The organism is Paenibacillus hodogayensis (assembly GCF_039536325.1).
Taxonomy (GTDB): Bacteria; Bacillota; Bacilli; order Paenibacillales; family NBRC-103111; genus Paenibacillus_AB; species Paenibacillus_AB hodogayensis.
Genome location: NZ_BAAAYO010000001.1, coordinates 178,075 through 202,721, shown reverse-complemented (window position 1 = coordinate 202,721; position 24,647 = coordinate 178,075). Strand labels below are relative to the sequence as shown.

The following is a 24,647-nucleotide window of genomic DNA, read 5'->3' as shown; positions in this document are numbered from 1 at the left end:
TCCATTAAAATGGCCGGGGAATCGTGTAAAATAGGGTGAAGTTGATAATGATTATCAGTTATTTTTTTGCTTCTTATTGAGAATGATTATCTTTGTTATGAAGGAAGATTAGCCGGACATGAAAAAAAGCTATTTGGTTGCGCTTCTCCTCGCGCTTGCCTTCGCGTCCGTGTTTATCGGGGCGAAGAACATTACGCCGCTCGATCTGTTCCGACTGAGCGACGATCAGGTTCAGGTGCTGTGGATCAGCCGTATTCCGCGACTGATCAGCATCGTCATAGCGGGTGTAAGCATGAGCATCGTCGGGCTCATCATGCAGCAATTGACCCGCAATAAGTTCGTATCGCCGACGACGGCCGGGACGATGGATTCCGCGAGACTGGGCGTGCTTGTGGCCATGATGCTGTTCGGTGCCGCGTCTCCGTTATTGAAAATGGCCGTCGCGTTCGCGTTCGCCTTGGCCGGAACACTGCTGTTCATGAAAATATTGGACAAAGTGAAATTCAAGGATACGATCTTCATCCCGCTCGTAGGCTTGATGTTCGGCAACATTATCGGATCGATTACGACCTTTTTCGCCTACAAGCAGGATTTGATCCAGAACATTTCCTCGTGGCTGCAAGGTAATTTTTCGTTGGTGCTGAAAGGCCGGTACGAGCTGCTGTACATCAGCCTTCCGCTGGTTGTCGTCTCCTATGTGTACGCGCACCGCTTTACGATTGCCGGAATGGGGGAGGAGTTCTCGGTTAACTTGGGGCTGAAGTACAAGCAGGTGGTCAATCTCGGTCTCGTCATCGTGGCGATGGTATCGGCCGCCAACATCTTGACCGTCGGCGTCATTCCATTTCTCGGTCTCGTTGTGCCGAACATCGTAACGATGTACAGGGGAGACAATCTAAAGGATAACCTGTCCCATACGGCTTTGCTTGGAGCCGTCTTCGTACTCGGGTGCGACATACTGGGCCGCGTCATCATATATCCTTACGAAATCCCGATCGGTCTTACCGTCGGCGTTATAGGAAGCGGTATTTTTCTGTACTTGCTATTGAGGAGAAAGGCATATGAATCCTAAAACCAAGATCGGGATATTGGCGCTTATATCCGTGGCGCTCATCGTCGTCTTTATGACCATCCAGTCCGGAGGCAACTGGGACTACGTGCTTCCCCGCAGGGGATTGAAAATAGGAGCAATCGCCTTGACGGCGGCGGCGATCGCGTTCTCGACGGTCGTCTTCCAGACCGTGACGAACAACCGGATTTTGACACCGAGCATTATCGGACTCGACTCGCTGTACATGCTTACGCAGACGTTCATCATTTTCGTATTCGGGTCGATGCACGTCGCCTTGATCAATCCGAACTGGAACTTTCTCCTGTCGGTCGGCCTGATGATCGGTTTCGCGCTGCTGCTGTACCGGTTCATGTTCAAGAAGGAAGGACGGAACATTTACTTCCTGCTGCTGGTCGGAATCGTGCTCGGCTCGCTGTTCGGCAGCATGACGACGTTCATGCAGGTGCTGATCGATCCGAACGAGTTTCTCGTGCTGCAAAGCCGCATGTTTGCCAGCTTCAACCGGATCAATACGGGCATACTGGCGGTGGCGGTTGTCTCGATGGCCGTCGTGGCGATTTATTGCATCAGGCTGATCAAATATTTGGACGTGCTGGCGCTCGGCCGGGAGCACGCGCTCAACCTCGGCTTGCCGTACAACGGGCTGGTCAAACGGCTGCTTGTCGTCGTAGCGATCCTGACTTCGATCTCGACAGCGCTGGTCGGACCGATTACGTTTCTGGGCTTGCTCGTCGCCAACATCGCCTATCCATTTATGAAGACGTACCGTCACAGTTTCTTGCTGTGGGCTTCGATCCTGATCGGCGTCATCGCGCTGACAGGGGGACAGCTCGTGGTGGAGCGGGTGTTCACTTTCTCGACCACGATCAGCGTTATTATCAATTTTATCGGCGGCGTGTACTTCTTGTATTTGCTGTTAAAGGAGAGTAAATCGTGGTAGAGGTCAAGAACGTATCCAAAGCTTACGGGGGCAAAGCGGTAGTCGAGAATGTGTCCGTGCGGATCGCCAAAGGCACCGTCACCTCCTTCATCGGTCCGAACGGCGCGGGCAAAAGCACGCTGCTGTCCATGGTCAGCCGGTTGATCAAGAAGGATAGCGGGGAAATATGGATCGAAGGCCGCGAGCTCGGCAAATGGGACAATAACGAGCTGGCCAAAACGATATCGATTTTGAAGCAATCGAACCATATCAACATCCGTCTGACGGTGAAGGACCTGGTCGGCTTCGGCCGGTTTCCGTACTCGCAGGGCAGGCTGACGAAGGAAGACAGGCGGTTCATCGACGAAGCGATCGATTATATGGAGCTTGGCGACATGCGAGACAGCTATTTGGACCAGTTGAGCGGAGGTCAGCGGCAGCGCGCCTTCATCTCCATGGTCATCGCCCAGAATACTGATTATATTTTGCTGGACGAGCCGCTCAACAACCTGGATATGAAGCATTCGGTGCAAATCATGAAAGTGCTGAAAAATATGGTGGCCGATCTTGGCAAAACGATCGTGCTCGTGCTTCACGATATCAACTTCGCTTCCTGCTATTCCGACTGCATCGTGGCGCTCAAAAACGGAAAGGTGGTGAGGGAGGGGCCGACCGCGGACATGATTCAAACGCCCGTGCTTCGCGACATTTACGATATGCACATTCCGATCGAGACGATCAACGGCAATAAGATCGCCGTCTACTTTTCTTAGGAGCTAAGCTTCCGCCTTATCATTACTAAACAGGGGTGAATGGTTAAAATGAAGAAAAATTCCATTATGTTGGCCATGCTTTTCGTATTCGTCATGATCGCATCCGCTTGCGGCAATAGCTCGAGCGATACAAAGAACGGTTCCTCGGCACCGGAAACCGGCAGCACGACGCCTGCCGCTTCCACGCCTGCACCGCCGACGGAATTGACGATCAAGCACAAGCTGGGCGAGACGAAAGTGAAGAAAAATCCGCAAAAGGTCGTCGTGTTCGACTACGGCGTGCTCGACTCGCTGGACAAGCTCGGCGTAGAGGTGACGGGCGTGCCGCAGGCGAACATTCCGCCTTACTTGGCCAAGTACAAGGATGCGAAATACAAAAATGTCGGCAGTCTGGTGGAAGCGGATTTCGAGAAAGTGAACGCGATCAAGCCGGACCTGATCATTATTTCCGGACGGCTGACGACGGCTTACGAGGAGCTGAGCAAAATCGCTCCGACGATCTTTCTGGGCGTAGACAACGCGAATTATATTCCAACCTACACCGAAAACGCGAAGACGCTAGGCCAAATTTTCGGCAAGGAAGCGCAAGTGGAGACGGAGCTTGCCCAAGTGAACGGCACGATCAAGTCGGTTGCCGAAAAGGTCAAGGCGAGCGGTAAAAACGCGCTTATCGTTCTTGCCAACGATGGCTCGATCAGCGCATACGGCGCAGGCTCGCGCTTCGGCATCATCCACGACGTGCTCGGCTTTACACCGGTCGATCCGAAGATTGAAGTATCCACGCACGGCCAGAGCGTCACGTTCGAATACATTGCCGAGAAAAATCCGGATTATTTGTTCGTCATCGACCGCAGTGCCGCTGTCGGAGGAGAAGCGGGCGCGAAGAAAACGATCGAGAACGAGCTGGTCAAGAAAACGAAGGCGTTCAAGGACGGCCATATCGTCTACCTCGATCAAAACTATTGGTACTTGTCGGGCGGCGGCCTGATTTCCGTCTCCGAAATGGTCAAGGAAATCGAGAAAAGCGTGAAATAAAAATAGCACAGAAGAGGCCGCAGCCGGAACATGCCAGAGGCGGTCTTTTCTGTTACAGCTCTCTTGGTTTCCTCAGCAGGGCGAATTGGCGCGGAATCGGCTTCTAGATTACATGCCGCAAAGCATTCAGTTTTCCATGGACCGGATGTATAATAACAGGTATGTATATATCCCCAAAAGCGTTTATCCGTGACGACGCCACGGAATAACTGTACATTTTGCCGCTGTACAGGTAGAAGGAGAGAGAGACGATGCACTTTTTACTCCCTTATGTCCGAAAGCATTGGAAGCTGTTCTGCGTGGCGGTGTCGTTTCTGACGATCGAGGCGGCTTGCGACCTGCTGCAGCCGACGATCATGGCGAAGATCATCGATGTCGGCATTGCCGGACAAGACATGAACTACGTGCTGCGCATGGGCGGCCTGATGCTGCTCATCACGGCGGTGGGCGCTCTTGGCGCCACGTCCCGCAACATTATTTCCAGCCGCGTGTCGCAAAAGTTCGGAACGGAACTGCGGAGCGATCTGTTCCGCAAAATCCAGACGCTCTCGTTCGCGAATATCGACAAGTTTGAAAGGGCTTCCCTCGTCACCCGGCTGACCAACGACGTCACCCAGGTGCAAAACTTCGTCAACGGCCTGATGCGCATCTTCGTCAAGGCGCCCTTGCTGTGCATCGGCAGCCTCATTATGGCGATCCGGCTCAATCCGCATCTGGCGGTCGTTCTCGCCGTCGTCGTGCCGGTCGTCGTGCTACTGGTGGCGCTTAACATGAAGATCGGCTTCACTCGGTTCATGTCGGTACAGAAAGCGCTCGACCGGGTGAACGGCGTGATCCGCGAATATTTGTCCGGCGTCCGGGTCGTCAAGGCGTTCAACCGGTTCGATTACGAATCGGGCAAGTTCGCCCGGGCCAACGAGGAGTACCAGCATCGCTCGGTCAACGTAATGCGTCTGATGTCGTTGTTCAATCCGGCGATTATGCTGACGGTCAATTTCGGCATCGTGGCGGTAATCTGGCTCGGCGGCATCCGGGTCGACAGCGGACAGATGCAGATCGGTCACATCGTCGCCTTCATCAACTACATGACGCAAATTTTGTTCTCGCTCATGACCATCTCGATGGTGTTTAACATGCTTGTGCGCGCTCGGGCTTCAACCGTACGGATCGGTGAAGTGTTCGACGAGTCCAGCACGATGACGTGGAGCGAATCGAAGCTGTCCGGCCGGGACGGCGATCAAGGACGCGTCGATTTCGAGAACGTCTCGTTCTCCTACGACGGACCGGCGGGGGAGCCGGCCGTGAAGGGCGTGACGTTCAGTTGCCTGCCCGGAGAGACTGTCGGCATTATCGGCTCGACCGGTTCCGGCAAGAGCAGTCTCGTCGGCCTGCTGCCGCGCTTCTACGACGCCGATTCGGGTACGGTTAAAGTGAACGGGGAAGATGTGCGCCGCATCGACCCGCATGCGCTGCGCGAGATCATCGCCGTCGTCCCGCAGAAGTCCGTGCTGTTCACCGGCCCGATCGCCGGCAATATTCGCTGGGGCAAGGAAGAGGCCACCCAGGAGGATATCGAGCACGCGGCCCGGCTCGCCGAGGCGCACGAATTTGTAACGGGCTTGCCGGAGCGTTACGAGACGCGGCTAGGCCAGCGCGGGGTCAACCTGTCCGGCGGCCAGAAGCAGCGGCTGTCCATCGCCCGGGCGCTAGTCCGCCAACCGCAGATTTTAATATTGGACGACTGCACGAGCGCCGTCGACGTCGCCACCGAGGCTAGAATCAAGCAGTCGTTGAAGACGTACGCCCGCGGGCTGACCTGCCTGCTGATCGCTCAGCGCATTACGTCGGTCATGGACGCCGACCGGATCGTCGTGCTCGATCAGGGCGAGGTCGTCGGCATCGGCGATCACGACTCGCTGATGGAAAGCTGCGTCGTGTATCAGGAAATTTACCAGTCCCAGTTCGGAAAGGGGAAGAGCGGCCATGCCAAAGCCGAATGAGCAAACGGACAGCGCGCGGAACGCGGCGGAAGCGCCGCCGATCATCGGCCCCGGAGGGCCGGGAAAGCCTCCGGGTGGAGGAGGCTTCGGTGCGCGCGGCCGGGGAGGTCCGGTCGTCAAACCGAAAAATTTTCGCCGCACGATGGCGAAGCTGTGGAGCTATATCGGCAACGAGCGCAGGCTGCTGGCGTTCATATTCGCCTTCCTGCTCGTCGATGCGGCGATTATGCTGACCGGTCCTTACCTGATCGGGGTGGCGATCGATACGATGACCGCTTCCAGCGGCAAAGTCGATTTCCACCTGCTTGAAGCGACGCTGTTCGCGCTGACTGCGGCCTACATAGCGGACGGCGCGCTGACGCTGCTGCAAGGCTGGCTGATGGCCGGAGTCTCGCAGCGAGTTGTGATGAATTTGCGCCGGGCAATGTTCGAGAAGCTGCAGAAGCTGCCCTTATCGTTTTTCGACGCGCGACCGCACGGCGAAGTGATGAGCCGGATGTCCAACGATATCGACAACGTCAGCACGACGATCTCGCAGTCAACCGTACAGCTTATGTCCGGCGTGATCGCCATCGTCGGTTCGCTCGTCATGATGCTCGTACTGAGCCCGCTGCTTACGCTCGCCAGTCTTATAACCGTGCCGCTCGTATACGTGCTCGCCCGGACGATTACGCGCAAGACGAGCGTGATGTTTAAGGAGCAGCAGGCGCAGCTCGGCCAACTGAACGGGCATATCGAGGAAACGATCTCCGGCATCTAGGTCGTCAAGGCGTTCAACCGCGAGGACAAGTCGATCGAGGAATTCGATTCCGTGAACGACCGGCTGTACGAGGTCGGCCTGAAGGCGCAGATTTGGTCCGGGTTCATGATGCCTCTGCTCAGCGTCATCAGCAATATCGGCTTTGCCGCCGTGGCCATCGTCGGCGGGGTACTGGCCGTCAAGGGCCATATAACCGTCGGCATCATCGCCAGCTTTATCAGCTATTCCCGGCAGTTTGTGCGGCCGCTGAACGATCTGGCGAATATTTACAACGTGCTGCAATCCGGCGTGGCCGGGGCGGAGCGGGCGTTTGAAGTGCTGGAGGAACAGGAAGAGCCCGAGGACCGGCCGGGTACCGTCGCATTGCAAAATCCGCGGGGGCATGTCATGTTCGACGGCGTCAGCTTCGGCTATCGTCCTGACGTTCCGATACTGAAACGGATCGATTTCGAAGCGCCCGAAGGAAGCAGCACGGCGATTGTCGGACCGACCGGATCGGGCAAGACGACAGTCGTCAATCTGGTTACCCGGTTTTACGACGTGACGGCCGGGAGCATTTACTTGGACGGGCGCGATATAAGGGACTATACGAGAGACAGCCTGCGGAGAGCGTTCGGCATCGTGCTGCAGGACACATACTTGTTCTCGGGTACGATTCGCGACAATATCAAATACGGCAAGCCGCAGGCGACCGACGAGGAGATGCGCAACGCGGCCAGAATGGCTAACGCCGACGCCTTCATCCAGCGGCTGCCGCTCAAATACGATACGCCGCTGACCGAGAACGGCGGCAACCTGAGTCAGGGCCAGCGCCAGCTGCTGGCGATCGCCCGGGTCATTCTCGCCGATCCGTCGATCCTCATTCTCGACGAGGCGACGAGCAGCATCGACACCCGGACCGAGCTTCACATTCAGGACGCGCTGCTCCAGCTGATGAAGGGGCGCACCAGCTTCATTATCGCGCATAGGCTGAACACGATTCGCGACGCCGATACGATCATGGTCGTAGACCGCGGCGAGATCGTCGAGAAGGGCAGCCACGACGCGCTGATCGCCGAGAAGGGCGCATACTCCCGAATGTTTCATATGACTCCAGAGAAAATATGACAGGCCAAGGGATTCTTTTCCGAAGACAGAGGAAAAGTGCTTCTGGGCGAGCGGGCTTTTTGCGTCAAGCAAAAGGCCCGCTTTTTTTAAAGATAAGAAAGTGCTTGAACTGATTTTCGAAACGTTGTAGCGGAGACCCCGGTTTGCTTGCGGAATAATCGGGAGAAATAGGCGGGATCGTCAAAGCCGAGTTTGAATGCGATTTCATTCACGGGTATGTCCGTGCCTCGGAGCAGCCGCTTGGCCTCCGTTATTTTGACCAAATTTACATACTCTCCGAGCGAAAAGCCTGTCTGCTGCTTTACCAGCGCCCGCAGTGTGGATACAGCCATATGATGACTGAGGGCGAGGGCGTTTGCGTCGAACCGCCGGAACACCCGATTGGAAATGTCGTCCAATATGGCGGCTGTCCGCCCGTTCAACTGTCCTGGCTTCGGACTCTCGCCCTCGAGCGCCTCGGTTATCTCGTACAAGAGAGACTCCAGCAGCAGTGCGGCCCGGTCTGCTTTATTCGGCAATCCGCTGGCCAAGCATTCCGCGATCGCCTCGAACTTGAATTTCCATCCATGATGAATCCCCACTCGGACAACGGTACCGGCCTCGAAATACCCCGAATTCATCCATTCGCCTACGCGAGGTCCGTCGAAGCGCACATAGTATTCATCCCAGTAATGCCCCGAATCGGGGCCGTAGTCGTATATTTGGCTCGGAGGAATCAGGATCAAGCTTCCGGCAAGCACTGTCTGCGCAGAAAATCCATGCAACTGGTAAAAGCCGCGTCCGCCGACGATGTAGGCAAGCGCCCAAGTTTGACAAACATGATTGCGCCTTCTTCCTGTTCTGCCCGGCAAGTACCCGACGCGCCATACGCGCAGGCCGCTTAATCGCAATAAGGAAGGAGAAACCAGCAGGCTGTTGATTCGAAATGGCAACGGTCCAATCGAATAGTCCAAGTATGTTCTCATCCTGTACATTCCCCCTAGTCGCCGCCCTTGTTATGATGAGGCCAGAACAGCCTGGGACAAGATAAGGCATGTTCGCTATCAGTATACCATTTCTGAGAAAGGCGGGGGAATATGGGAATTTGTGCGAAGATCAAGGTGATCGGAACATGAGAAGAGGATGGAAGTCGGGACTGGCCGCAGCGGTTTTACTGCCTGCGATCGGCATGCTCGCGGGGGCGTGCGGCAAAAACGCAACCGAAACGCAGCTTAACAGCGAAAGCCCGGAGGCAGGCAAATCACCGGTCACCGAGGTGACGAAGGAGCCGGTGGAACTTACTTATTTGGTCAATCCGGGAGGGCTGAACCAGGCGGATTTCGAAAAAAACATCAACCAGCAAGTCCGCAAAAAATATCCGAATTTTACGATAAAGCCTTTGGAAATGCTGCCGCAGGACGCGATCGCGACCAAGACGAACTTCGATTTCACCGGTGGTTCGTTTACGACGATCGGAACTTTGGTCGATCTTGGCATCACGACAGATATGGAGGTTGTGCTCCAAAAATACGGCGCAAATCTCGATCGGTTCGAACCGAATCTGCTGAAATCGATTCGGGAGGCGGACGGCGGAAAGCTGTTCGGCCTGCCGTATTATGCCAATCATCAGGTGATGTTCTACAACAAGGATTTGTTTGACAAATTTGGTGCGCCGTATCCGAAGGACAATATGACCTATGAGGAGACGCTGGAAATTGCCCGGAAAATGACCCGAACGGAAGGGGGAACGACGTATAGGGGGTTTGCGGGAGACTTGAACTCGATTCTCGGCCAGAACCGTTATGCGGCAAGTGTGGTCGATCCCGCAACGACGATTAGTCCGCTGGCCGGGGCGATCGTTAGTCCGGCCGGATATCCGGCGATCGGCACTCATACGGACAGTGGCGGAAACTTCGTCTTGACTCAGGTGCCGGCAGGCAAGCGCTGGATCAAGGCGTTCAAACCGGGTTACGAATTTGCTGTTTCCGATGCGGTGTATGTGCCCGCAGGTCAAGAGATGACCGCGGCTATCACCCTGAAACATCGCTCTCCGCTCGTGCTAACAGATGCAACGCGCATTGGGGTGAGGACGGGCGAAGCAGCCGGCGCGACGAGCTCGGCCGACGGAATGCTTTATCTGGTTCCGAGCGGAACGGCCGCGACTCGGGCGGCGATCGAAGTGGCCGGAGCCGCGGCGAGCGGCAGAAGCACGCCGGTCACGGGCAGTATTCCGGCAACGATGGACACGGAGGGACTGCCCGACGGCCTGTACACGTTGTATGCCATCGATTTCGAAGGCGTCGTTTCGGACGGGTCCGAACCGCTAGCGGTGATCGATCCGTTGGCGCCGCCGGACATCATCGATAGTGGCAGTCCGCTGGTCCGGTATTCGGGCAGCTGGATGAACTACGTGAATGCGCAAAATTACGGCGGCAGCTCGATGCAGGCGCGGGACAAAGACGCTTATGTCGAAATCGCTTTTTACGGCAGCCGTGCGACGGTCTACAGCCTTGTAGGCTCGGCTCGCGGCATCGCGGACGTGTACGTGGATGGTCAACGGATAGGGGAATTGGATACTTATTATCCGAGCGTTCGATACCAGCATCCGACATACGATAGCGGTCCCTTGCAGGAGGGGGTTCATCAGATCCGGTTCGTCGTAACCGGTAGGAAAAGGCAAAGCTCGACCAATTATTTTGTGAACTTTGATGTTTTGCGAGTGATGGGGGAATAAAGTCAGACCTTAAACGGTATCCTTGGAATGGACCGAATCCCTTGTACCTCAAGGGATCCAGGCTCCCGGAATACACGGGATTAGCTCTGACTTTGTACTAGATACAAGCAAAAGAGAGATCGGGGGATTCCTCCGATCTCTCTCGTTTTGCTGCTTCCCAAAAGAAGCCGAACGACAGTCCCCATACTAATCACGTCATCGTAGACTTCACTGTAATCAATCGAAGGGTCTAAATTGAGAATTTGATCGAACTGGTGCTGGCGTCCGGCTTGAAAACTCGCAAAGGGCTTACTGAACCTCGATGCGACAGTCCGCAAACGGGGGAGAGCCCGACTGGAAATGGAAGGAAGCATTTGTGCTATAATAAAGGGCGATAGCCCTGAAATACGGCTTGAGAGGAGCAAACCCGATGATCGAACTATCCTACATCACGAAAAGCTACAACGGCAAAGGGAAAGCGGTCGACAATGTGACGCTGACCGTTAACGGCGGCGAAATATTCGGCTTTCTTGGGCCGAACGGCGCCGGCAAGACGACTACGATCAAAATGATGACCGGCATAGCCAAACCCGACAAAGGCACGATCCGCATGAACGGGTACGACGTGGCCGCCGATCCGATTCAGGCGAAAAAACAGTTCGGTTACGTGCCGGACAGCCCGGATTTATTTCTGCGGTTGAAAGGACTCGAATACTTGAATTTTATGGCGGACATGTACGAGGTGCCGAAGCCGCTTCGCAAGGAGCGCATCGAGACGCTCGGCCGCCGGTTCGACATGGAGCAGGCGCTGTCCGACCCGATCCAGAGCTATTCGCACGGCATGCGGCAAAAAATCGTCATCATGGGCGTGCTTATCCACGACCCCGAGGTGTGGATTTTGGACGAACCGCTTACGGGGCTTGATCCGAAATCTTCCTATACGCTGAAGGAAATGATGCGCGAGCATGCCGCCGCCGGCAAGACGGTGTTTTTTTCCACCCACGTGCTGGAGGTGGCCGAGAAGCTTTGCGACCGGGTGGCGATTATTAACAAGGGGGACATTTTGTTTTGCGGAACGTTCAAGGAGATGCAGGAGCGGTTCCAGTCCGATCTCTCCCTGGAGAAGCTGTTCCTGGAGCTGACCGGCGATGAATAAGACGATAGCGCTGACGCGCATTTTGCTGAAGAATGGGTCCGGTCAACTAACCAAGCAGGGAAAGCCGCTCCAGAAGGTGCTGCTTGGCGTCCTATTGGTGGTGGTGCTGATTCCGCTGGCCTCGGCCATCGGGAGCATGGTATCCATGTTTTACGACGCGCTGAACATGATCGGCCAAGCAGGCGTTCTGCTCGGACTCGGGCTCGCGATAGCCAGTCTGGTCGTGTTCATGTTCGGTATTTTTTATGTGATTACCGTGTTTTATTTCGCGCAGGATGTAGAACATCTGCTGCCGCTGCCTCTGAAGCCGGGGCAAATCGTGACGGCCAAGTTTTTGACCGTGCTCGGCTACGAATATTTGACCCTGCTGCTGCTGCTCGTTCCGCTGCTCGGCGTATACGGCTACAAGGATGGCGTCGGGGTGCTGTACTGGGTATATGCCGTCTTGATTTTCCTGGCGCTGCCGATCGTGCCGCTTATCCTTGCTTCGATCATCGCGATGGCGGTCATGAGCTTTGCCGGGATTTCCCGCAACAAGGACCGGTTCCGGATGTTCGGCGGTATCGCCGCGGTGCTGCTCTCGTTCGGCTTGAATATGTTCATTCAACGGACGCTCAGCAAGGCGATGAAGCCTGAGCAATTACAGGAGATGCTCACGGGCGGCAACAATTCGTTCGTCGACATGGCGACCCGCTCGTTTCCAAGCGTCAAGCTGGCGGCGAATGCGCTGCTGCAGGAAGCGCAGCTGTCCGGGCTGGCTTGGCTGGGGCTGTTCGTAGGATTGTCGGTGTTAGGCTACCTCGTGTTTGTGGCGCTGGCCCAGAAGTTTTACTTTAAAGGCGTAATCGGGCTTTCGGAATCGGGGGCACGCCGCATTCGGCTGAGCGGCAGCCAGCTTGACAAGCGGACATCGCAGCAGTCGGCGCTGAAGGCGCTGATGACGAAGGAGATTCGCGTTCTGCTGCGCACGCCGCCCTACTTCCTCAATTGCGTGCTGATGTCGCTTCTATGGCCGGTGCTAATGCTGATCCCGATTCTGACGCAGCCGGGCTTCAAGGATATGCTCGGGTCGGCGAGAACGCTGTTTGATACGGGCTCGGCCACGTGGCTGGTGCCCGCGATCGGGCTCGCTCTGCTGCTGTTCATATCCGGAGCGAATGCGACGGCGCCCACTTCGATATCCCGCGAAGGGGCCGGTTTTTTCGTATCCAAATATTTGCCCGTGCGGTATGGCAGCATGATTGTCGCTAAAGTCGCGACCGGCTGGCTCATTACGATGTGCGGAGCGTTCTTGGTTCTGCTGGTCGCACTGTTCGTGCTGAAGCTTCCGGCCGCGTTCCTGGCCGTGATGCTGGCGATCGCCGTTCTGGCCACGCTGTTCGCCAGTCTGACGGGCGTCATGATCGACCTGTGGCTGCCGAAGCTGGTATGGGACAACGAGCAGAAGGCGGTCAAGCAAAACATGAACGGGCTGTTCAACATGCTGCTTAACGTTGCCGTCGCTGCCGCACTGTTCTACGGGTTGAGCCGGATGGGCGCCGGCCTGTGGGGAAGCGCCTTTGCGCTGCTTGGCGTGCTGGCTGTGGCGGACCTGCTGCTCGTCCGTCTGTTGAAGGCGAAGGGAGAAGCCTGGTTCGGCAAAATCGAGGTCTGACGATAAAGAACCGGCGCAGCGAAGAGGTTAAACCGGCGAAGAAGTCCGCATAGCAAAACCCAGCCATCGAATCCGTTGTATTTCAGCGGTTTTGATGGCTGTTTTCTATTTGCGCTCATACCCGAAAAGTATAAATTCTTCCCTGAAAACTGTATAGAACCGGAGCGTCTTCTTTTTTACCATAAAAGAAAGCCTGCAATGGACATCGGTCGGCATGGCCACCATCGCGCACGGCTTGAGGCGCATAGAAAAAATGAGATGCACACGGAATGGGGAGATACAATTGAAACAAAATGCGGTTTGGCCGAATCGGCTTGGAGAAGGAGGGCTGTTCGCTTTCTCGGGTATGGATGGGGAAACGAATACGCTGCCGGGGTTTACTTCGACTTGGGGAGCGGATCCGTATTCCTTGTTGTTTCACACGAAAAAAAGACGGGTTTTGCATCTGAATCTGCCTCCGGTAACGGAAACCGTCGTTGTGACGGGAGATGTCTGCAAGCTTGTCACGGCGTCCGGCGAATGCGATCTCGTTTATGCATCGTGGCATACGCTGACCGGCTCCGTTCCGGTCGGGACGGAGCCGACGCTCGTCTGGGAGGACGGCGTCGCCGCTGAGCCGCAGTCCGACGGGGTGAGCACCACCCTAGACGAGGACAACGGCGATTATATCGCCTTGGCGGTGTCCGGCTCCCGGTTCGGTCTGAGCTACGGGAAAACTGCAGAAGAAGCCGCGGACCGGGCGACGGCAGGCGCGAAGGCCGATGCCGGCCGGGAGATCGAACGGAGACTGCTCCTATACGGGGAGCTGGCGCAGCTTCCGGATGACGGGCACTCCCGCCTGCTGAATAAATGCGTCAGCGTCATGAAGGTGAACACATTATCGCCGGAAGGGGCGTTCCGGTACATGTGGTCGACGCCGGACCGCGTGCCGCACAAGGATATGTGGCTGTGGGATACGGTGTTCCATTCGCTGGCGATGAACGAAGTGAACGCCGACATATCGTGGCAATGTTTGCGGACGATGCTGGAGACGGCGCGGCCGGACGGCATGATCGTCCATCAGATATCGGTGTCCGGCAAGCTCAGCGTCATTACGCAGCCGCCGATTTTGGCTTGGGGCGTATGGGAAAACTACGTGGCCGAGCCCGACCTTGCCAAGCTGAGCTTCGCGCTGCCGATTCTGGAGCGATATCTGGAGTGGGATTTGGCCAACCGGGACGCGAACGGCAACGGCTTGCCGGAATGGGCGATTGAAGGCAACGTCAACTGCCGCTCCGGCGAATCCGGGATGGACAACTCCCCGCGCTTCGACGAAGCCATCGAGCTGGATGCGGTCGATTTCTCCGTGTTCGTCGCGCAGGATATGAAGTATGTGGCCCGCATCGCCGCGGAGCTGGGCAAGAGAGACAAGGCGGCGGAGTGGAACGCGCGGGCCTCCGGTATGGCTGGGAAGCTGATTGCCGAGCTGTGGGACGAGGAGGACGGCTTCTTTTACGATAAACGGATGGACGGACGGTTGACGAAAGTGAAGGCGGTCAGCGGGTTTCTGCCGCTCCTGCTGGAGGAGCTACCTACGGGCTATGCCGACCGGCTTCTGGCGCTGCTGCGCGATCCTGCCCATTTCGGCACGGCTTGTCCGGTACCGAGTCTGGCCGTATCCGAGCCGACGTGGGGGACCGATATGTGGAGAGGGCCGACGTGGATCAACTTGAACTATATGATCGTGCAAGGCTTGAAGCGTCACGGCCGTACCGACGAGGCCGCGAAGCTGGCCGATGCGACGATCGCCATGGTGAATCGCTATTACGAACGGTATGGGGTGATCTTCGAATATTACGATGCCAAGGACGAGCTCCCTCCGACCGAATGCGACCGCAAGGGGCCGCCGAGAAAGCCGTACAACATCCGCAATAAAGTCGATGCGATCCGCGACTACCATTGGAGCGCCGCCTTGACCGCCTGCCTGCTGCTCGACAAATACGGACTCAGGAAATCGCAGCGAAGCGCTTGCGGTACTCCAACGGCGTAAAGCCGCTTTGCCGCTTGAATACTTTATCGAAATAATTGATGTTGCAAAAGCCGCAGCGCTCGGCGATTTCCGTAATCGGCAGCTCCAGGTCGACGAGCATTCGCTTGGCCTGTCCGATGCGGATGCGGGTCAAATATTGGATCGGCGGAATGCCGAAAGCTTTTTTAAACATGCTGGAGAAGTGGTACAGGCTCATGTTGACGGTTTGGCAGACGGCCTCCATGTACACCTTCTCCGCGAAGCGGCTTTCCATGTAATCGACGGCTGGCTTGAGGCGGCTCGAATAGGCGGCGTACGCGTCCGCGGCGGCAGCGGCGGAAGGGTGCGGGCGGTGCAGACGCAGCAGCGCGGTCATCATCCGGTAGATGCATGCCGCAATGCCCAACTCGAAGCCGAGGTCGCGCGCCGTAAATTCCCGGTAGGCAGCCTCCATGTCCGCGAGCAGTCCGGCCGTTAGTGGATGCGTTCCGTCATAGCGGCTGCGGACCGCGTCGGATGCGGCGAGCTGCGTGAGCGCATGGCGAATGTTCGGGCTGTCCGCGATGCGCAGCAGCAGCGACTTGTCGAACACCATGCCCTGAATTTCCCCGCCCCGGCCATCCGGGCCGGCTTGTGTCATAACCGAATGAATCCGGTTGCTGTTAATAAAAAACAGATCGCCCTCCGAGCCGATAAACGTATCGCTGTCGATCTGCACCGTGACCGGGCCTTTCAGTACCCGGATAAATTCGGGGTGCTCGTGCCAATGGGCGTTTACCAAGTTCGGTATGCGCTGCTGAATCGACATTTTAAAAGGAAACGGCGTTCCTTCAAAATCTTCTTTTTTCTTCATCGGCTCCATCGACCGAAGCCTCCCTTGGCTTGCTTCTTGTAGTATTATAGTCATTATACAGAAGGAAAGCGCTTGCGAAAAACTGTAAAAATATATAGAAGCGGAATTAGAGAGGATCGTGGCTATGCATAAGCAATCGTACGATATCGTCATCGTCGGGGCGGGGGTCGGCGGGATATGCGCCGCTCTCGCCGCGGCCCGGCTGCGACGCAGCGTGCTGCTGCTCGAGGAAATGGAGGAAATCGGCGGGACGGGCGTTCATTCGGCGGTGTCACTCATTTGTTCATTCCGGGACAAGAACGGCCGGCCGATCAACAACGGCATTCACCGCGAATTGTTTCCGCAAGCTTATACGGAAAGCAAAGGGCTGTTCGAGGCGGACGAAACGGTGCCGACTTACGACGAGAAGCAGTTGAAGGACGCTTATGCCGACTTGCTCCGCAAGGAGCCGCGCATTGCGGTGCGGACCGGGAGCCGCGTGACGGGTGTCGCTGCCGAGTCTGGGCGGATCGTATCGGTGCGGGTGGAGACGAACGGTGGAGAAACGTATGAGGCGGACGGAAGCGTGTTTCTGGATGCGACCGCCGACGGCAACCTGAGCGCTTTGGCCGGCGCGGAGTTTGAGCTGGGCCGCGAAGGGGACGGCAAAATGCAGACGGCCACCGTGACGTTCAAAATGATCGGCTTCGATCCGGCCCTGCTGCATAAGCCGGACGTGACGACGTGGAGCGGAATCCGTTCGCTGCGCGAGGAGCTTACGACCTATTACAAGCAACTGAAGGAAGAGGGAGGAACGCGAAATTCCCGGCCGAGCGTGCTGTGCTTCCCTTACCCGGACGGGAAAGGCATCTTGTTCAACTCTACGGCGGTGACCGATGTGGACCCGACGAACGCGGCTTCGGTAGCCGCCGGCATGAAAGAGGGCGTCGAGCAGGCGCAGCAGCTGGCTTCGGCGATCAAGCGCCATCCGGCCTTCGCGGCGGCGGAGGTCGAATACATCGCGCCGAAGCTGGGCGTGCGCGAAGGACGGCGGATCGTCGGCGACTACGTGCTGACCGCCGACGATTGCCTCTCGGGCCGCGCCTTCGACGATATGGTCGCCGCCTGCGCCTACAGCATCGACATTCACGATCCGCTGGGAGGCGGGGCAATGCTGGTGAAGATCGGCGGATCCGGCTATTACCATATTCCGTACCGCTCGCTGATCGCCAAAGGCTGGAGCAACCTGCTGCTCAGCTCGCGCTGTATCAGCGGGACGCATGAAGCGCACAGCTCGTACCGCGTCATGTCCGGCGTCAGCGCGATCGGCGAGGCGGCCGGAACGGCGGCGGCTTTGGCGGTATGGGCGAAGGCCGACGACGTCCGCGACGTTCCCGCCGCGCAAATCCGCTATGTGCTGCAAGCCGGCGGCCAGTTTGTCGAAGGAGACGTGGAGAAGGCGACGCTTCGCTAGTACATCATCGTGTTAGGAAGCCGTCATTTCTCCGTACCGTGTCGGTAGAGCGCACGAACAAAAGAGCCCGGACTTCGCCAGCGACTGGCGATAGTCGAAAGGAAAAAGACCGTTATTGGCCGGTGAAAACGGCCTTTAACGGTCTTTTTGCAAGCCGAGGACGGCTTTTTTCTTGTTGCTAATAGGCTGCGGCCAGATAGCGGCATGAAGCTGTATGGCGTATGCTTTACAGCTGGTTTTCGCCGATCGTCTGGAACAATTCGATCAGTTCGCCATCCGGCCCTTTGAAGAAGGAAAGCCGGACCGTGTAGTCGCCGAGCTGGGCGGTTTTCGGCTCGACCGTCACTTCGAAGCCAGCCGCCCGAACCTGCTCGGTCACCTCATCGACGCGATCGGAACGCAGCGCCACATGCAGAAAGGCGCCTTCCGGCTTCGGTCCTTCCAGGCCGCCGGCAAACACCTCCAAGTAGTTGCCGTCGCCGGTGTCAAGCAGCGCTGCCCGGCCGTTGCCTTCGCCCCAACGGGTTTTCACGCGAAACCCGAGCAATTCCGTATAGAAGCGAAGCGTCGCTTCAAAATCGAATACGCGAATGGCGACATGATGAAACCCGCCGCCTCCAAGCTTTTCATTGTTATCCAATCGAATCACTCCCTAATGATGGCTTGTCTGTCATCACAAGTATAGTCGCATCCGGGGGAATGCTCAATAAAGCTTTTGTCGAATCATTTTCCATTGCAATGGGATTGCGGTATTGCTACCCTTATAATAGGACAAACAGCAAGAAGTATCGGGAAAATGCGACAGGCGCCAAGGGAGGAATCATAATGAGAACGTCTGAGGGAGCGGGCGGCAAAGGCATTTTGAACAGCGATCGGACGGCAGGGCAATTTTCGCTTGCCCGGTACATGCCTTCGCCGGACCTCGATTGGCTGATTAAGCGCTTCTGGGTCGTCCGCTGGGACTTGCGGGGGAAACCGCCCTACAGACAAATCGTGCTTTCCCACCCGAACGTCAATATGGTGTTCGAGTGCGGCAATACGCGGATATACGGAGTGAACCGAACGAGCGAAACCCGTATCGTGCAGGGCGAGGGCCGGGTGCTCGGGATCAAATTCCAGCCGGGCGGCTTTTATCCGTTCTGGAAGCAGGACATCGCTGGACTCGCTGGAAAATCCGTCAGCTTGGAAGAGGCGTTCGGCCAGGAGGCGAATGCGCTGGAGACGGCCGTTCTCGCGCAGCCGGACGACGAGGGGATGATTCGGCTGGCCGAACAGTTTTTTCGCGCCCGCATGCCGGAACGGGACGAAGGGGTCGAAGAGGCGAGCCGAATTGTGCGGACGATCGAGAACGACCGTCATATTGCGAAAGTCGACGATCTCGCGGATCGTTTCAGTATCGGCAAGCGGACGCTCCAGCGTCTGTTCAGCCGGTACGTGGGGATAAGTCCCAAATGGGTCATCCAGCGTTATCGCCTGCATGAGGCGGCCGAGCAAGCCGAACGCGGCGAACAACCCGACTGGGTCAAGCTGTCCATGGATATGGGGTATTACGACCAGGCTCATTTCATCAAAGATTTCAAGGCGATCATCGGAAAGACGCCGGAGGAGCACCGACTTCAAAAAGTACCGCACGGTTTAGGCGACGATTAAAGCAATGCCGGCTTCAAGCCATGCAAACGGGAAGGAAAAAACCTCCAAACGGGCCGCAAAAGTGGGTGTTGGAGGTTTTTTTGCGTGAAATTCGTTTTCTTCGTCCGGCTTAACGCTCCCGGGCCGCCCGGCAAAACGATTCCAGCGCTTCTTCCACGATGGAGCGCGGGCACGCCAGATTGATGCGGAGCCAACCGGCGCCGGCGCTGCCGAACGTCGAGCCTTCATTGAAAACGACCTTTGCTTTGCGGTACATCAGGTCCTTCAGCCCTTCGACGTCGAGCCCCAGGCCGCGGCAGTCGACCCACAACAGGTACGTGCCTTCCGGCCGGAGCGGCTTCGCCTCGGGCAAATGCTCGGCCAAATAGTCGATGGCGTAATCGATATTGGCCGACACGTAGGCGAGCAGCGCATCGAGCCATTCTCCGCCCTCGCGGTATGCCGCTTCCACTGCATCCTGGGCAAAATGCTGCGCCATATGCAGGCTGAGCGTGTTAATCCGGTTGTCCAGCTTGCGCTTCAGCTCCGGATTGGAGACGACGGTAAACGACGTATGCAGCCCCGGCAAGTTAAACGTCTTGGTCGCGGCCAGGCATGTGACGGTAATGTCTGCGATCTCCGGGGAAAGCGAGGCAAACGGCACGTGCTTGTGTCCGGGCAGCACCAGATCGGCGTGAATTTCGTCGGAAACGACCGTTACGCCGTAGGCCAGACACAGCTCGCCCAGCCGCAGCAGCTCCTCGCGGCTCCATACCCGTCCGCCGGGGTTGTGCGGACTGCACAGCAGAAGCAGCTTCGCGCCGCCCTTGAACAGCGATTCCAATTGCTCGTAGTCCATTTCGAGCCTGCCGTTGCGGAAGACAAGCGGATTATCGGCGACTTTCCGGTCGTTGTTGCGTATGACATGGTAGAACGGATAGTAGACCGGCGATTGCAGCACGACTTCGCCGCCCGGCTCGCTGAACTGCTCGACGGCGAGACTGAGCGAGGTGACGACGCTCGGCAGGTCCGTGATCCATTTCGGATCGATCGTCCAGTCGTGTCTTTGCCGGAACCATTGCACGATCGCTTCCGTATAGCTGTCCTCGCGGAAGGAATACCCGTATACGCCGAGAGCGGCCCTTTTCTCGATAGCTTCGCGCACGGCGGAGGGGGCCTGGAAATCCATATCGGCTACCCATAAAGGCAAAAGGTCTTTATCTCCGAACAGCTTCTCGCTCTGATCCCATTTGTAGGAATGCGTTTGCCGCCGGTCGATGCGGCGGTCGAAATCGAATGACACGTGAATCCCTCCGTCTGTTCGTATGTGAGGTTAGAGACTGCAGCATCTTTTAAAAACGATATTGGTGCAGGAAGGCTCCGGAGTTGAGTCAGGCTCCTTCTCCCCGGTTTCGGTACGTTCCCACATGCTCCGACCAGGCGGAGGCAATTCGCTCCGGGTCCCCCTCGCGGATGACGTCGAGCAGTTTGTCGTGCTCTTTCCACAGGTCGTTCAAGTCTTCGTAGGCTCGCCCCTGAACCGTAAAATGCAAATGAATCCGGTTGTAGATCGACGTCCACGTACCGAGCAGCCCGGGCATATCCGCCAAGCCGATCACATATTCATGAAACGCCAGATCGCTCTCGACGATCTGGTTCAGATTGCCTTGCGCGGCTCCGTTCCTCATGTCCAGCACGAACGAGGACAAGCGCTCCAGCTCGTGCTCCCCGATATTCGGCAGCGCCTTGCGGATGGCGAACGTCTCGATAATGAGCCGGATCGGGTTCAGTACGTCGCGCACCTCTTCGCCCGTAATGTCGGCAACCGTCGTTTCTTTATAGGGAAGCGAGACGAGCAGTCCTTCCTGCTCGAGCATGCGGATCGCTTCGCGGACCGGACCGCGGCTGACGCCCATCTGATTGGCAATCTCCACCTCGCGGAGCCGGTCACCCGGATTCAGTTTGCCTTGGAAAATCGCCCTGCGTATCTCGTCAGTAATTTTATGCCGCAGGGAAGTCGCTTTTTGCTCGTCGAAACGAAACTGGGACATGCGTGGCGCACTTCCTTCAATCATAAGTTCGTATTACTCCAGTTTAAAGGAAAAAAGAAGCATTGTAAACATTCGGACAGGGGTGTACACGGCCCCGCCACGTCTGAGGCAATTGCGGTGCAACACCGTTCAGAAGCTCTCGTTTAGTTTGAATGAAATATTGTTGACATTGTTACATTATGAATTATACTAAAGGTGTCAAACGGTTCGGTCACGACGGGAGAGGGGAACGAGAGTGAGTACAACGAACAACGGAATTCGCAGCCAACAGGTGCGAAGCATGAGTTTTGAAGGCGACGCGCTCCGCATGTCGATGGATTGGACGGTTGCGGATTTGGATAAAGTTCAGGTGCTGGTCGAGACTACGGCCGGCTCCAGCCACCCCAGCTCGTATCATCTGCACGAGCTTGCCGCAGAGGCGGAGAAAGGCGTTCTCCAGCAGGGAGGCAAGCCGGCGGCCTATACGACGACCGATATATGCGACGGCATTGCCCAGGCGCACGAAGGAATGAATTACTCGCTCGCTTCGCGGGATTTTATCGCCTCGATGGTGGAGATTCACGCCAAGGCGACGCCCTTCGACGCGATGGTGCTCAGCTCCGCCGGGGACAAGGCGGTGCCGGCCCACCTGATGGCCATCGCGCGGCTCGACATTCCGGCGATTCACATACCGGGCGGCGCCATGGGAGCGGGCCCGTGCATGAAATCGAACGAAGAGCTGTGGCATATGAGCGTCGAAGTGAAGGAACAGAACATGACCAAGGAGCAGTTTCTGGCGTTCCAGCGGGCGTGCTGTCCGACCTGCGGCGCCTGTCAATATATGGGGACGGCGGCAACGATGCAGGTTATGGCGGAGGCGCTCGGTCTGGCGCTGCCCTGGTCGGCGCTGATTCCGGCGACGAACGCCGAGATTCGGCGGATGGCCCGAGCGGCCGGGCAGCAGGTGATGGAGCTGCACAGCGCCGGGGTAACCCCTTCGCGCATTCTGACCCGCGAGGCGTTCGAGAATGCGATTATGATCCATTCGGCAATCGGCGGATCGCTGAATGCGGTTATGCATCTGATCGCCATTGCGCGCGAAGCCGGGATCGCCCTCAGCGCGGATAGGTTCGACGAGATTCACCGTACCGTTCCTGTGCTCGTCGACACGAAAACCGCCGGCAAATACCCGACCGAGCTGTTTTGGTATGCGGGCGGCGTGCCGACGGTCATGAAGGAGCTGAAGGATAAGCTGCACCTCGACTGCCTGACGGTCACCGGCCGTACGGTCGGCGACAACCTGGAGCAGTTCGGGCGCAGCGAAATGCCCAATTATGCCGAGATGTTTCTGGCCAATTACAAGCTCAACAAGCGCGATGTCATCTATCCGCTGCATAAGCCGCTCAAGACGGAAGGATCGATGGCGCTGCTGAAAGGGAATCTCGCTCCGCAAGGGGCAACGATCAAGCAGTCCGCGGTCGTGGCGGATATGCGGGTGCACGAAGGTCCGGCCAAGGTGTACGACAGCGAGCGGACGGCCGTGGACGCTTTCCTGAACGGCGAATTCAGCCCGGGCGACGTCATCGTTATCCGCTACCAGGGACCTCGGGCAACCGGGATGCCGGAGATGTTCTACATGTCGGAGTTGATCGCCTCCGATCCGGTGCTGTCGAAGACGACGGCGCTTGTGACCGACGGCCGGTTCTCCGGCGCAACGCGCGGTCCGTGCATCGGCTATATGGGGCCGGAGGCGCTGGACGGCGGCCCGATCGCTTTCCTGCGGACCGGCGATACGATCCGGATCGATATTCCCGCCCGCCGGCTGGATATCGTCGGCATAGACGGAAAGGCGGGCGACGAGCAGGAGATCGCGCTTGCGCTGGAGAAACGTAAAGCGGAATGGAAACGTCCGCCGATCCGGCACAAGGGCGCGCTCGGGCAGTATACGAGGCTGGCCAGACCCGCGCTGGAAGGCGCTTCTACTCAGGAATAAGGGGAGATTCGGGATGAAGATTGTGATCGGCGGACTAATTCAGGAAAGCAATACGTTCAGCTCGGGAGGCAGCGCGCTGGGCGACTTCCAGCGGTATTATTTCAAGATCGGCGAGCAATTGCTGGAGGACGGTGGAGCGGAGAACGAGCTGGCCGGATTCCGCCAAGCCGCCGCCCGCGAAGGCGCGCAAGTGACGCTGCTTCCGACGGTGTTCGCACACGCGGTCTCGTCGGGCAAAATCCCGCGGGCGACGCTGGACGAGTTGAAGCGGATCCTGTTCGGGCAGCTCGAACGAATCTCCTCCTGCGACGGCGTGCTGTTCGCCCTGCATGGCGCCTGGACCGCGGAAGACAACGACGATGCGGACGGGGAAATCGTCGAAGCGCTCCGGCGCTATGTCGGGCCCGATGTGCCGATCGTGATCACACTCGATTCGCACGCCAACGTCACCCGCAAGCTGGTCGACCATGTCGACGGGCTGGTCGGATACCGCACGTTCCCGCATATGGACTTCGTGGAAACCGGAGAGCGGGCGGCCCGACTGCTGTTTCGTATCGTCCGGGGGGAAACGAAGCCGCACATCCAGCTGCGCAAAGTGCCAATGATCGTGCCGGCGGAGGCGCACGAAACGTATCGCGGTCCGATGCAGGAGCTGTGGGAAGCGGCGCTCACCGGCGAACGGGCTTCCTCCGCATCCGTCGCTTCCTTGTTTCTCGTCCAGCCCTGGCTGGATATCACCGAGATGGGCTGCTCGGTCGTGGTGATGGACGAGGATGCGGACAGAGCCGAAGCGGAGGCCGCGCGGCTGGCCGCGCTCATGTGGAGCAAGCGCGAGCGGTTCCGCATCCGCCTGCATACGGTGGAGGAGGTTGTCGCTCTGCTCGATGCCGGCTTGGACGGGCGCACCGGCCCGGTCGTCGTCTCCGACTCCGCCGACAGTCCCGGCGCCGGCTCGCCCGGCGACAGCAATTACGTGCTCGGCGAGCTGCTGCGGCTGAATGCCGGCGAGCGAATTCGCTGCCTGCTCTCGATGGTCGATCCGCAAGCTGTAAGGGCCGCCACGGAAGCGGGGGAGGGCCGCAAGGTCCGGCTAAGTCTCGGCCACTCCGTCAGCCGTGCGTTCGGGCAGCCGCTCACGGTGGAAGGCGTCGTCGGCCGTGTCGGTCACGGCAAGTTCCGCTTCGGCGGCGGCACGGCATCCAACATGGAAGCGGACATGGGCCTCTGCGCGGTGGTGCGGATCGGCGGTCTTTCCGTGCTGCTGATGGAACATGCGACCTTTACCGGTGACCCGGCGATGTATCGCACCTTCGGCCTGGAACCGACAGAAGCTGACCTGGTCTTAGTGAAATCGGCTGCCCAATTCCGCGCCGAATACGAGAAGCTGAGCAGCCATATTTACATATTGGATACGCCCGGAGCCAGCACGGCGAACCTGGCCAGCTTAACGTACCGGCAAATCCCCCGTCCGATGTATCCGTTCGACACCGGCTTCCGGTACGAGTAAACGTTT

Annotated in this window: 18 protein-coding genes and 1 pseudogene; 14 read left to right on the top strand and 5 right to left on the bottom strand. The window is 57.7% G+C overall.

Annotated features, from left to right (window positions below; translation table 11 throughout):
- The first annotated feature begins 118 nt into the window (after window positions 1-118).
- The 6 genes and pseudogenes from ABD796_RS00740 (at window position 119) to ABD796_RS00715 (ending at window position 7,666) form a co-directional block, all read left to right on the top strand.
- Window positions 119-1,072: an ABC transporter permease gene (locus tag ABD796_RS00740; protein WP_344901337.1), complete on the top strand. Its 954-nt coding sequence runs from the start codon at window positions 119-121 to the stop codon at window positions 1,070-1,072.
- On the top strand, window positions 1,062-2,012 hold the full coding sequence (locus ABD796_RS00735; protein ID WP_344901335.1) for an iron chelate uptake ABC transporter family permease subunit: 951 nt from the start codon (window positions 1,062-1,064) through the stop codon (window positions 2,010-2,012). Before ABD796_RS00740 ends, ABD796_RS00735 begins: the two co-directional genes overlap by 11 nt.
- The gene (locus ABD796_RS00730) at window positions 2,006-2,764 is read left to right on the top strand and encodes an iron ABC transporter ATP-binding protein (protein WP_344901333.1); all 759 of its coding nucleotides are present in this window, start codon (window positions 2,006-2,008) and stop codon (window positions 2,762-2,764) included. Before ABD796_RS00735 ends, ABD796_RS00730 begins: the two co-directional genes overlap by 7 nt.
- A 48-nt stretch (window positions 2,765-2,812) precedes the next feature.
- Window positions 2,813-3,799 (top strand): siderophore ABC transporter substrate-binding protein, encoded by a 987-nt coding sequence (locus ABD796_RS00725; protein ID WP_344901330.1) that lies wholly within the window; start codon window positions 2,813-2,815, stop codon window positions 3,797-3,799.
- 251 nt (window positions 3,800-4,050) lie between these two features.
- On the top strand, window positions 4,051-5,799 hold the full coding sequence (locus ABD796_RS00720) for an ABC transporter ATP-binding protein (protein WP_344901327.1): 1,749 nt from the start codon (window positions 4,051-4,053) through the stop codon (window positions 5,797-5,799).
- A pseudogene (locus tag ABD796_RS00715) lies at window positions 5,783-7,666 on the top strand (ABC transporter ATP-binding protein). The gene ABD796_RS00720 and the pseudogene ABD796_RS00715 overlap by 17 nt, the downstream one beginning before the upstream one ends.
- Before the next feature lie 86 nt (window positions 7,667-7,752).
- Here the strand turns inward: ABD796_RS00715 and ABD796_RS00710 are convergent.
- Window positions 7,753-8,631 carry a helix-turn-helix domain-containing protein gene (locus ABD796_RS00710; protein ID WP_344901324.1) on the bottom strand — a complete coding sequence of 293 codons (879 nt, stop codon included), beginning with the start codon at window positions 8,629-8,631 and terminating at the stop codon, window positions 7,753-7,755.
- Between the two features lie 146 nt (window positions 8,632-8,777).
- Here ABD796_RS00710 and ABD796_RS00705 point away from each other — a divergent pair, with 146 nt between their 5' ends.
- The 4 genes from ABD796_RS00705 to ABD796_RS00690 all read left to right on the top strand — a co-directional run bounded on the left by ABD796_RS00705 (window position 8,778) and on the right by ABD796_RS00690 (window position 15,197).
- A complete protein-coding gene (locus tag ABD796_RS00705; protein ID WP_344901321.1) occupies window positions 8,778-10,379 on the top strand; it encodes an extracellular solute-binding protein in 1,602 nt (533 codons plus the stop codon).
- A 409-nt stretch (window positions 10,380-10,788) separates the two neighbouring features.
- Complete coding sequence (locus ABD796_RS00700; RefSeq protein WP_344901318.1) at window positions 10,789-11,514, top strand: ABC transporter ATP-binding protein; 726 nt, start codon at window positions 10,789-10,791, stop codon at window positions 11,512-11,514.
- Window positions 11,507-13,168 carry a putative ABC transporter permease subunit gene (locus tag ABD796_RS00695; RefSeq protein ID WP_344901315.1) on the top strand — a complete coding sequence of 554 codons (1,662 nt, stop codon included), beginning with the start codon at window positions 11,507-11,509 and terminating at the stop codon, window positions 13,166-13,168. The genes ABD796_RS00700 and ABD796_RS00695 overlap by 8 nt, the downstream gene beginning before the upstream one ends.
- A gap of 283 nt (window positions 13,169-13,451) precedes the next feature.
- Window positions 13,452-15,197, top strand: a complete 1,746-nt coding sequence (locus ABD796_RS00690; RefSeq protein WP_344901312.1) for an amylo-alpha-1,6-glucosidase — start codon at window positions 13,452-13,454, stop codon at window positions 15,195-15,197.
- Here the strand turns inward: ABD796_RS00690 and ABD796_RS00685 are convergent.
- Window positions 15,154-16,038, bottom strand: a complete 885-nt coding sequence (locus ABD796_RS00685) for a helix-turn-helix domain-containing protein (protein WP_344901309.1) — start codon at window positions 16,036-16,038, stop codon at window positions 15,154-15,156. The two genes, ABD796_RS00690 and ABD796_RS00685, sit on opposite strands and share 44 nt — an antisense overlap.
- A 115-nt stretch (window positions 16,039-16,153) precedes the next feature.
- Between ABD796_RS00685 and ABD796_RS00680 the strand changes: the two genes are divergently transcribed.
- A complete protein-coding gene (locus tag ABD796_RS00680; protein ID WP_344901306.1) occupies window positions 16,154-17,482 on the top strand; it encodes an FAD-dependent oxidoreductase in 1,329 nt (442 codons plus the stop codon).
- 226 nt (window positions 17,483-17,708) lie between these two features.
- Here ABD796_RS00680 and ABD796_RS00675 read toward each other — a convergent pair whose 3' ends face one another.
- Window positions 17,709-18,122, bottom strand: coding sequence for a VOC family protein (locus ABD796_RS00675; protein WP_344901304.1), 414 nt, complete (start codon window positions 18,120-18,122; stop codon window positions 17,709-17,711).
- A 185-nt stretch (window positions 18,123-18,307) separates the two neighbouring features.
- On the opposite strand from ABD796_RS00675, the gene ABD796_RS00670 reads away from it, so the two are divergent.
- Entirely contained in the window at window positions 18,308-19,132 is an 825-nt protein-coding gene (locus ABD796_RS00670) for a DUF6597 domain-containing transcriptional factor (RefSeq protein WP_344901301.1), read from the top strand.
- Between the two features lie 109 nt (window positions 19,133-19,241).
- On the opposite strand, the gene ABD796_RS00665 is transcribed toward ABD796_RS00670, so the two are convergent.
- Together ABD796_RS00665 and ABD796_RS00660 are read right to left on the bottom strand one after the other, a co-directional pair.
- Entirely contained in the window at window positions 19,242-20,414 is a 1,173-nt protein-coding gene (locus ABD796_RS00665; protein ID WP_344901298.1) for a MalY/PatB family protein, read from the bottom strand.
- A gap of 88 nt (window positions 20,415-20,502) precedes the next feature.
- Window positions 20,503-21,162 (bottom strand): GntR family transcriptional regulator, encoded by a 660-nt coding sequence (locus tag ABD796_RS00660; RefSeq protein WP_344901295.1) that lies wholly within the window; start codon window positions 21,160-21,162, stop codon window positions 20,503-20,505.
- Window positions 21,163-21,397: 235 nt separating this feature from the next.
- On the opposite strand from ABD796_RS00660, the gene ilvD reads away from it, so the two are divergent.
- Window positions 21,398-23,134, top strand: a complete 1,737-nt coding sequence (ilvD, locus tag ABD796_RS00655; protein WP_344901292.1) for a dihydroxy-acid dehydratase — start codon at window positions 21,398-21,400, stop codon at window positions 23,132-23,134.
- A gap of 13 nt (window positions 23,135-23,147) precedes the next feature.
- The gene (locus tag ABD796_RS00650) at window positions 23,148-24,641 is read left to right on the top strand and encodes a M81 family metallopeptidase (protein ID WP_344901289.1); all 1,494 of its coding nucleotides are present in this window, start codon (window positions 23,148-23,150) and stop codon (window positions 24,639-24,641) included.
- Window positions 24,642-24,647: the final 6 nt, after the last annotated feature.